Source organism: Neochlamydia sp. AcF65, from assembly GCF_018342435.1.
Lineage (GTDB): Bacteria > Chlamydiota > Chlamydiia > Chlamydiales > Parachlamydiaceae > Neochlamydia.
On the sequence record NZ_JAEMUE010000059.1, the window covers coordinates 1 to 10,064 of the forward strand.

The 10,064-nt window shown below is 39.0% G+C and carries 6 protein-coding genes and 1 pseudogene; 3 read left to right on the forward strand and 4 right to left on the reverse strand.

Annotated features, from left to right (window positions below):
* Positions 1-1,007: 1,007 nt before the first annotated feature.
* A pseudogene (locus tag NEOC65_RS10030) lies at positions 1,008-1,169 on the forward strand (IS701 family transposase); the annotation flags it as partial.
* Positions 1,170-1,593: 424 nt separating this feature from the next.
* Here the strand turns inward: NEOC65_RS10030 and rpsI are convergent.
* Both rpsI and rplM read right to left on the reverse strand, forming a co-directional pair.
* Entirely contained in the window at positions 1,594-1,980 is a 387-nt protein-coding gene (gene rpsI / locus NEOC65_RS07180; RefSeq protein ID WP_042238994.1) for a 30S ribosomal protein S9, read from the reverse strand.
* 14 nt (positions 1,981-1,994) lie between these two features.
* Positions 1,995-2,441: a 50S ribosomal protein L13 gene (rplM, locus tag NEOC65_RS07185; protein ID WP_042238997.1), complete on the reverse strand. Its 447-nt coding sequence runs from the start codon at positions 2,439-2,441 to the stop codon at positions 1,995-1,997.
* Positions 2,442-2,660: 219 nt separating this feature from the next.
* On the opposite strand from rplM, the gene miaB reads away from it, so the two are divergent.
* A complete protein-coding gene (gene miaB, locus NEOC65_RS07190; RefSeq protein ID WP_213156132.1) occupies positions 2,661-4,043 on the forward strand; it encodes a tRNA (N6-isopentenyl adenosine(37)-C2)-methylthiotransferase MiaB in 1,383 nt (460 codons plus the stop codon).
* Positions 4,044-4,242: 199 nt separating this feature from the next.
* Here the strand turns inward: miaB and ligA are convergent, their stop codons facing one another.
* Together ligA and glgB are read right to left on the reverse strand one after the other, a co-directional pair.
* Positions 4,243-6,234, reverse strand: a complete 1,992-nt coding sequence (ligA, locus tag NEOC65_RS07195; protein WP_213156133.1) for an NAD-dependent DNA ligase LigA — start codon at positions 6,232-6,234, stop codon at positions 4,243-4,245.
* A gap of 7 nt (positions 6,235-6,241) precedes the next feature.
* Entirely contained in the window at positions 6,242-8,368 is a 2,127-nt protein-coding gene (gene glgB / locus NEOC65_RS07200; RefSeq protein WP_249299108.1) for a 1,4-alpha-glucan branching protein GlgB, read from the reverse strand.
* Positions 8,369-9,483: 1,115 nt separating this feature from the next.
* Here glgB and NEOC65_RS07205 point away from each other — a divergent pair.
* Positions 9,484-9,993, forward strand: coding sequence for a hypothetical protein (locus NEOC65_RS07205; RefSeq protein ID WP_213156135.1), 510 nt, complete (start codon positions 9,484-9,486; stop codon positions 9,991-9,993).
* Positions 9,994-10,064 lie beyond the last annotated feature (71 nt).

A 10,064-nucleotide genomic window follows, 5' to 3' on the forward strand; every position in this document is an offset into this window, starting at 1 on the left:
TGAAAACTTATGGCATTACTTGCGTAGCCATCTTTGGTCTAATTGTATTTATCGGGGTTATAAAGAACTAGAAAAGATGGCAATAGCTTCTTGGAGAAAGGTATGTCTGCAAGAAAAAAGAATGAAAAGTTTATGTGCTGTATCGTATGCCTAATTGTGTAAGGAGTAATTTAAAAGCGTATTATTAAGCTAATATTTCAGCTTACCTGATTGATAAAGAAATTATCTCAAAGACACACTTTTTTTACGGTAATGAGGAATGAGAATAAAAAACTCTCTGAACACCGCTTGAGAGCTATAAAATTTAGCCTGCTAACATAAAAACTTTAGATAAGCTACAGACAAGCCTTGAATAAAATGATACTTTAAAAGTCATTTACAGCTTGGGAGGAGACGATAAAGCCAAGCAGCTCTAGAAAAAGCTTTGCGGCTATTATAGGAGATCGCTTACCAAAACGGCGATTTACCGCTTTTAGAAAAGCTTTGGAAGAGATCCCCCACTGGGAAAGTAGCCTACCGGCAAGCAGAGCTAGAGGCTAAATTTTTGGGTGCGAATAATATGGCAAAGCTTGGAATGCTCAAATGGCAGTGAGTGCTACCTTAGGTGATAAATCTAGTATAAGGCTGCGCCTTAAATAAAGAAGCTATTAAATCATTTACGCAACAGGTCCCTTGTGCCCACTAGCCTTTTCATTTCCATCTATAAGTATGGGAGGAAAAAATTTATAGCTCATAAAAGCCCTTTCTAGCATTCTATAAACCAACTAAGCCATTTACTGAGAAGACTACAATTTTTTCTTTTAATCTTATAAAATTCTTTACATCCAGATAAAAGTAAAAGTATAGCAAGCTTAAAAAAAGCGAGTTATCGGATAAGAAAACACTCTAAGGCTGCCTCAAATCCTGACTTAAGCTATAAGCCAACTCCTTAACTTGTGTTTTTCCGCGCAAGTGAATTGAATGCAGGGCTTACAGGATTCGTAAGCATAGGCCACTATTCCGCTGAACAGATGAAAGAGGAGTTAGGATTAGATCATTTTGAGGGACGTCCATGGCTAGAGCTACATCATCATCTGACGCTATGTTTTATGGCTTATAGCTTCTTAACCTTACTAAGATATCAATCAAAAGATAAAAAAATTTTGATGACTCTATCTCAAGGAAGATAGATATCTTTTTCAATCATTTTGACGTTCAGGCTTTAAGTTTTTTCTCGTACAAAATACTTTTAAGCCGTGTGAAGGTCTTTTTTCAACTATTTCTTTACCGGATAACTCGCGTTATTTTAAGCTTTAAGTTCTTAAACTAAAAAGATTGTTAAGACAAAACGCTATTAGCTAGATTTGCTACTCTTAAGCATCTTGTGTCCTAAAAGGATTCGCTATATAGCCAAAAACTTTTATCTTCTGCTAGCCGAATCATTTTTAACCCCAGCTACTCGCTTTTAATTTCATCCTGTGGTTTATATTAACAAGAGAGACAGGCATAAGAAACTGCCAAGACTGGCTTCTAGCCGAGTAAGTTAAGCTGAAGAAATAAAAAAGGAGCCTGTTGGCTCCTTTGGGAAATAGTAAAATCGGTAGAAAGATAAGATTAACGTTTAGAGAATTGGAATCTCTTACGGGCTTTTGCATGGCCATATTTTTTACGTTCTTTCTTACGTGCATCCCGTGTTAAGAATCCTTGCGATTTAAACTCTTGGTGGAGGCCTTCTTCAATGAGCAATAGAGCACGAGCAACGCCTAGACGAGAAGCAATTACTTGACCTTCCACCCCCCCGCCTTTTACACGGATAATCATATCATGGCGACCATTACCATTTAGCTTTTCAAAGGGCGCCAAAATCGTACGTCGTTGGATTTCTAAAGGAAAATATTCCTCAAAAGTACGGCCATTAATGTCGATATTGCCGGAACCTGGCCTAATTCTGACTGAAGATACGGCTGTTTTACGACGACCGGTTGCTACAAATTCTTCCATAGTGTCTACTTATCTTAAATGTTTGCTTTGATTGGTTTTTGAGCTTCTAGATTATGTTCTTTTCCTGTTGCATAGACGCGTAAACGCTTAAGCTGCGCGTTAGCTAGACGGGAATGCGGCATCATGCCTTTCACAGCATGCTCAATGATGTATTCAGGCTTACGAGCTTTCATAACACGATAGGGTGTCCGACGAAGACCACTCATATAGCCTGTATAGGAAATATACTCTTTTTGAGCTTCTTTGTTACCAGTCACCCGAATCTTATCAGCATTCAGAACGATAACACCGTCCCCTGCATCAGAATAAGTAGTAAAGGAGGGTTTATGCTTACCTCTAAGTATTTTAGCAATCTCGGCAGCAAAGCGTCCCAGAGTTTTACCTGTTGCATCTAGAATAAACCATGTAGGCCGGCTATCTTCTTTACGATGCATGATTGTCTTATTTGTATATTGAGTCATGTTTAGAACCTAAAAATTCTATGTTTGTTCAGAATGAAGGTACATGTTACCTATTATCTGCCATTTTTGCCAATGTTTTTATTCATTTTTGTAAGTTTATTCTTCGAAGCTTCTATACTTTTTAAGCTGTATCCTCACTTCAGCAGGATGAAAACTTGAAAAAAGATGACGTTTGCCCTACAATAATCCCTTTCTTAAAAACAGGTAAGTGGATTTATTATGCGTAAACTTCAAAGCTTTTTCGTGAGAACCTATGGATGTCAAATGAATGAACTTGACTCAGAAATTATGGTAGGCCTCCTTGAAGGGCGTGGCCTTGTGCGCACGGAAGATGAAAACCAGGCAGATCTATTACTCTTTAATACCTGCTCGATTAGAGATTTAGCAGAAAGGAAGGTCATGGGGAAGCTAGGAAAATTAGGACACTCCTTGCAAAACAATCCTATCATCGGCGTCACCGGCTGCATGGCCAATGCCAAAAAAGAGTCTCTTTTTCAAAAACTTCCCCATATTGACTTTGTGCTCGGCACGAATAACATCCATGAACTCAATCATGTGCTCGATGAAGTCTTAGCGAGTGATAAGCAAATCGTGCGCACAGACGAGCAATTTCAATTTGAGCTAGATTATCTAAGCGCCAAACGGGACGATAAAGTTAAAGCTTATATTTCCATTATCCGCGGTTGTGATAAATTTTGCACCTATTGTGTGGTCCCTTATACACGCGGCCCTGAAGTTTCACGCTCACCGGAAAACATTTTAGAGGAATGCCGCCAATTAGTGAGTAAAGGATATAAAGAACTCATCCTTTTAGGCCAAAATGTTAATAGCTATGGAAAAGACCAGCCAGAATGGCAGTGTCGCTTTCATGATTTACTTTATCAAATAGATAAAATCCCAGGTCTGCAACGTGTACGTTTCATGACAAGCCATCCTGTGGATATCACTAAAGAGTTGATGGAAGCTATTCGGGATCTGAAAACACTTTGCGAGTTTGTACATTTCCCTATGCAAGCAGGTTCTAACCGCATCCTAAAAAAAATGCATCGTATTTATACGATTGAGCAATATCTTGAGAAAGTCCACATGCTGCGAGAAATTGTGCCTAATGTCACTTTAGGCACAGATATTATTGTAGGCTTTCCTACAGAAACAGCAGAAGATTTTCAGCAAACTTATGATTTAATGAAGCAAATTGAGTTTTCGGTGGCTTTTCTTTTTTCCTATAGCCCACGAAAAGGAACCCCCGCGATGCGATGGAAAGATGATATTAGCGAAGAAGTCAAGCAAGAACGCTTGCAACAACTTCTCAGCTTGCATGATGAGATAGCAACTAAACAAAGACAACTGTTACTTAATACAGAGGTCGAAGTATTGGTGGAAAAGCATAGTTCTAAAGATAAGGCCTTGCTGAAAGGGCGTACACGTTGTTGGAAAAACGTAGTTTTTGCTGGTAGCGAAGCTCTAATTGGCAGCCTACAAAAAGTACGCGTTCATGGATTTAATCACCAGACTCTAATGGGTACATTAATTGCTAGCCCAGAAGAAAATTCTCCAATTTTTTCTAAAGCGACGGAGCGTAATAAGTTGCAAATAGTCTAATTTTAACCCTTTTCCTTTTCACCTGAATTTAAAAGGTTTATCTAGTAAGCCTTATAAAATTTAGAAGCGATTTCTTTAGCCTAGTTTTTAAACTGCTTTTGCTATAGCCAAGTACTTAATAGGGTTACCCCTTAAGCTTAAGGAGGCAGCTGATCAAGAATTTATTCCTTATCCTAAATTCTAAAGGCCAAACGTCCTGTCATAAAAGGCTCTCAAATTGATCTTCATTAAGGATAGTGATGTTAAGCTTTTGAGCCTTTTCTAACTTAGAGCCAGCACTCTCTCCGGCTAAAACATAATTAGTTTTTTTGCTGACGCTATCTGTCACTTTTCCCCCTCTTTCTTTAATGATGTAGGCAGCTTCATGGCGTGAATATTTTTTTAATGTACCTGTTAAGACAAATGTTTTACCATTAAACGCATGCCCCTTGAAAGCAGCAGCTTGCATCGGTTGCAGCTCTAGGCCATTGGCTAGAAGCTTCTCTATCTCTAAGCGATTTTTAGGATCATTGAAATAATCCACCACAGCAGAAGCCACTTTATCTCCCACCCCTTCTATTTTTAATAGATCCTCAAAAGACATATGCATAAGATGGTAGATGTCCCCTGCTTTAATAGCTAAAGCTTCAGCAGTACCGCTCCCCACATACTTGATGCCTAAAGACATAATAAAGCGCGCCAAGCTTACCTTGCGGGCTTTATCAATACTTGTTAAAAGATTGTGGATAGATTTGGCTTTAAAATTATCCAGCTGGGCAAGCTGCTCGGCGGTTAAACAAAAAATATCGGAAGGATTGCGGACAAATCCTTTATTAAACAACTGCTCAACTACCTTTTCTCCCAGATTTTCAATATCTAAAGCCTCTTTGCCAGCAAAGTAAATGAGCTTTTTTAATTGTTGTTCCGAACATTGAGAGGCGTTAGGACAGCGTATAGCTACCTCTCCATCTACATAAATAACTTTACTTCCACAACTAGGACAAGAAGAAGGCATTGACCAGGGGAGGGTTCCTTCTACACGCTTGGATAAATCGATCTTTACTACCTTAGGGATAACATCGCCTCCCTTTTCAATAATAGCAAGATCTCCAACACGGATGTCTTTACGTTTGACTTCTTCTTGGTTATGCAACGTAGCGCGAGCAATCGTGCTTCCAGCTAGAAAAACAGGCTCTAATTCTGCTACAGGCGTTAAGACTCCTGTGCGGCCGACTTGCACAGTAATAGCATGGATACGCGTGGCTACTTGTTCGGCTGCAAATTTATAGGCAATGGCCCATCGTGGATTTTTGTCAGTACTTCCTAAAAACTCCCATTCGCGAAGAGCATCTAATTTAATGACTACCCCATCAATATCAAAGGGAAGCTGTTTACGCAAAACCTGGACTTTTTCTGTATAATCCCAGATTTCCTCAATATTATGGCATTTAGCATAGGTGTATAAGGCAGGCAGGCCCAATTCTTTTATATAATGATGAAGCTCATATTGGCTGGTTAAGCCATGGAGATGCGCGTTAGCAATGCCATAAAATACAATATCTAGTTTTCTTCTAGAAGACTCACGTGGATCCAACAATTTTAAGGAACCGGCAGCTGCATTACGGGGATTAGCCCATATAGGCTCCCCCGCTTTTACACGTTCTTCATTTAAACGCCTAAAAGCTTCATGCGGCATAAATACTTCACCTCGCACTTCCAACACCTCGGGGATGTTTTTCCCATACAAACGCAAAGGCAAACGGGCAATCGTTCTAATATTGTTAGTAATCACCTCTCCTTTACGTCCATCCCCCCGCGTCAAACCACGCACAAAAATACCTTTTTCATAGCGCACCGATACAGCAATGCCATCCATTTTTAGCTCGGTGCAAAAAGCGGGTTCCTGCTCGCCTAGCAGCTTTTGAATGCGTTTAATAAAATCCACAATCTCATCTATGCTATAGGTATTAGCTAAAGAAAGCATAGGAATTTCATGGGTAGCCGTCTCAAATCCTCCGCTAAGCATTTCTCCCACACGCTGTGTAGGAGAGCTAGAGGTCACCCATTCAGGATGAAGACGCTCAGCTTCTTCCAATTCTTTTAACAATAAATCAAATTCTTGATCGGAAATGACAGGATTATGCTCAATGTAGTAATGTCTATTGTGCTGCCAAATCTCTTTGCACAGCTCTTCGTATTCGTGCTTATTCATGTAAAAACTACCAAAAATTAACTCTTAAGATCATCGTAGATAAAGGAGCAAGATGGATTTTTAAGGCGGCAGCCTTTCCATGAGAATCAATCAAGATTTCTGGATTAATATTAAGCTTTCCAGAGCCGCCATACTTTACATCATCCGTATTAAAAACTTCTTCCACTGCAGCTAAATTTTTTAAATTTACTCGGTAGTCAGAATAATAATTAGGTGTGAAATTATGTACGCAAAGCAGAATATCATGCAAGCTTTTACGAAGATAGCAAATCACACTATTGTGGCGATCTTCAAAATCTACCCATTCAAATCCTGCCGGATCATTATCTTTTTCCCATAGACTGCGATTTTGCAAGTAGAAGTGATTGAGATCTCTGTTCATCTCTTTTAAACCTTGATGAAGAGGAAATTGCAGCAAGGGCCATTCAATTTGCCCTGTACTAGACCATTCATTCCACTGGCCAATCTCACCTCCCATGAAAAGCAATTTTTTGCCTGGCTGGCACATCATGTAACTCAGTAATAAGCGCAAATTAGCAAACTGTTGCCACATGTCCCCTGGCATTTTACTTAGCAGGCTTCTCTTTCCATGGACCACCTCATCATGCGATAAAACTAAAATAAAATTTTCGCTGAAAGCATAAAGCAATCCAAAAGTCAGATTATGATGATGATGCCGACGATAAATAGAATCTTTAGCTATATAATCTAAGGTATCATTCATCCACCCCATATTCCATTTTATATCGAATCCTAAACCTCCATATTCTACAGGATGAGTAACTTTTGGAAACGAGGTGGACTCCTCAGCAATCATTAGCACACCCGGATGGTTCTTATGCACAATGGAATTAAGATGTTTCATAAATTCAATAGCTTCTAAATTTTCATTTCCGCCAAACTGATTGGCAATCCACTGCCCCTCTTCACGACCATAGTCAAGGTAGAGCATAGAAGCTACGGCGTCTACTCTTAAGCCATCGACATGCATCTTATCAAACCAGAAAAGAGCGTTAGCAATCAGAAAATTCACAACTTCTTTGCGTCCAAAGTTAAAGATGTAAGTATTCCAATGGGGATGATAGCCTTGTTTGTAATCTTCATGCTCGTAAAGAGCTGTACCATCGAACCGTCCTAAAGAAAAATTATCTGTGGGAAAATGCCCTGGCACCCAATCTAAGATAACGCCAATATTATTTTCATGCATATAGTTGACAAACCATTGGAAATCCTCAGGGGCTCCAAAACGACTGGTGACTGCATAGTATCCTGACACTTGGTATCCCCACGATTCATCTAAGGGATGCTCTTGGATAGGAAGAAGCTCTACATGCGTATAGCCCATATCTAGGCAATAGGGTGCAAGTTCTTGGGCTATCTCTCGATAATTCATAAAATGCCAGCCCTCTTTTTTCTTCCAAGAACCAAGATGGACTTCGTAGATATGAATAGGTTTAGGCTGAGCGGCCTCTGCCTGACGTTTTTCCATCCATTTAGCATCTTCCCATATAAATTTATCCACATGGGCTATAATAGAAGCATTAGCGGGCCGCATTTCGCCGCATAAAGCCATAGGATCAGCTTTGAGATGTAAATCCTCTCCTTGAGATCGGATTTCAAACTTGTATTTTAAACCCTCTTTTAATCCGGGCACAAACAATTCCCATATACCTGAGCTACCTAAAGAACGCATAAGGTTGCAGCGGCCATCCCAATGGTTAAAATCACCTACCACCGCTACACTTTTGGCATTGGGAGCCCACACGCAAAAACGAACGCCTTCTATTCCCTGATGGTTAACAAGCCTACCTCCCATCACATTGTAAAGCTGATAATGCACTCCCCTGCTAAAAAGATAGAGATCTAAGTCGCCAAGCGAGGGAAAAAAGGAATAAGGGTCATGGTCTAATAGTCCATTATGATGGTAAACCTTGTAATCTTTAAAAGAAGTATGCGCAGGAACTCGATATTCAAAGAGCCCGGCTAGATGGATACATTTAGCTTTAACAATTTTATTAAATAGTTGTAAGTAAGCTTCGCTGGCGCCCGGCCGCCATAGACGCACCACTTTTTGTCCTCGCTTATTTTTATGCAAGCCTAAAAAATGGTGGGGATTGTATTCATCAAAATGCATAAAAGCCTTTAAAAAATAGATCTGTTTATGTGCTGCTACTGTCATAAGAAATGTTCAAATAAAAAATTGCATCATATAAATTTCTTATTTCGTTTGCAAACGAGAAAACAGAATAAATTTCCTACTTAAGCTTTTTATGCTGCCATTTGCATTACCCTTTCATTTCTTTCTCTTTATTCCTTTGCAGGATCATAAGTAGCCTGCCCGTTCATCTTCAAAAGATTTTTTCAAAATCAATTTTTAAGCCAAAAAATTTTTTAAGAAGGCTTTTTTTTCAAGCAAATTTATTATTTATTCAAAGAAGGTTGCGATTAATCCAATGAGCAACTTTAAACATTAGCCTACCTACATGCTGCCTTGGTAATTGCTCATCTATCCTTCTTTGTCTTAGCCTTTGATAATGGCATTAACAGGCTTTTCCTAAAGGGTTTAAATCGTCCGATAAGAAACTATCTTAACCTTCTCGTTTTGCTCTAAAGTGAATCTTAACATCTTCCCCTTCAAGCTCGGATAGATTAATAAGTTAGCTCTCTCTATATATCTTCATCCCTTCCTTCTTAAAATCACTTAACGCAATATGCTCTATACTAAACACTTAGATAAATGTTAGGGATATTCAGAAAGCAAGCTTATCTCATCGATTGCCCTGCAATTTAATGTCTAGCTCTTCTGCTAAAATTTGTGTTAAACCTTCAATTTTTTTTAACCTATTGAGGGTTAGACGCTAAGTAATAGGCCAAGTTTACTCTCTAATGATACGAACTTTTACTCTCCTTTTCGTCGATAGTGGTAGGGTTGCTTTTTTTAATATTTGCAAGATTTGATCTTGTCTTTCCTATTTTATTGACTGCCTGTGTCCACGAAGGCCTAAGATCAGTCTAGGAAAGAGCGATACGTAAATCTTATAGCTTTCTAGAAAATGCAAGCCTCCTAAATTAAAACGAAAATATTAGCTAACGAGAGTGAGGCTACTCTTCCTCTCTAATCACCCTAACACCATTGCTTTTATCTTTCTGTTGTCAGTAACCAATAACACGCTTTTTTCCATATTGGCATAGGAATTGCAAGGAAACAATGAGTTTAAGAACAGCTAATAATTTAGGGAGAGTAAGATTATGCAACCAGATTATGCTTCAAAAGCTAAGCAAGATTTAACGAGCCAATTGAGGGCTTTCACTCCTGTGATGAATGATGTTGCAGGAGAAAGCTTGCCTTCTACTTCTCTACCCGAGCAAGTAATAAAAGCTAAAGTTATCATGATTGGCGAAACTCATGGAGAAGCAGCGGAAGAGATTGGTAAACTCGTAAATGCTTTAGCTTCTCAATACTTGAGTGAAAAAGAGGGGAAAATTAAGCTTTTAGTGGAAGGTGATGCAGAAAAAAGAGCAGAATATTTTGCCTCATTACCTCGTGCCTATCGAGACCACATCCAAATTTCATCATGGGATACAGATCTATCCAAAGAAGTACTAAACTCTTTCTTCAATCAGGTTATTAGTCGTTTTCATGTAAAGGTTTGCCAAGCCTTTATGAACTATTTATCCAACCCTTCTACAGAAAACAGAGTTAAAATAGGGGGCATCTTGCACCGTTTAACATTAGACCTCTTTCGAAACTGGAATTAAATGTAAATTTTAGTAAAATGGTGACTCAACATTTAAAGGAGGCACCATGAAATTCGATAAGATAGAGAATC

Bases quoted from the DNA above. Each gene is read 5' to 3' on its own strand.
- rpsI (WP_042238994.1), bottom strand. From the start codon at position 1,980: ATGGAAGAATTTGTAGCAACCGGTCGTCGTAAAACAGCCGTATCTTCA.
- rplM (WP_042238997.1), bottom strand. From the start codon at position 2,441: ATGACTCAATATACAAATAAGACAATCATGCATCGTAAAGAAGATAGC.
- NEOC65_RS07205 (WP_213156135.1), top strand. From the start codon at position 9,484: ATGCAACCAGATTATGCTTCAAAAGCTAAGCAAGATTTAACGAGCCAA.
- ligA (WP_213156133.1), bottom strand. From the start codon at position 6,234: ATGAATAAGCACGAATACGAAGAGCTGTGCAAAGAGATTTGGCAGCAC.
- miaB (WP_213156132.1), top strand. From the start codon at position 2,661: ATGCGTAAACTTCAAAGCTTTTTCGTGAGAACCTATGGATGTCAAATG.
- glgB (WP_249299108.1), bottom strand. From the start codon at position 8,368: ATGCATTTTGATGAATACAATCCCCACCATTTTTTAGGCTTGCATAAA.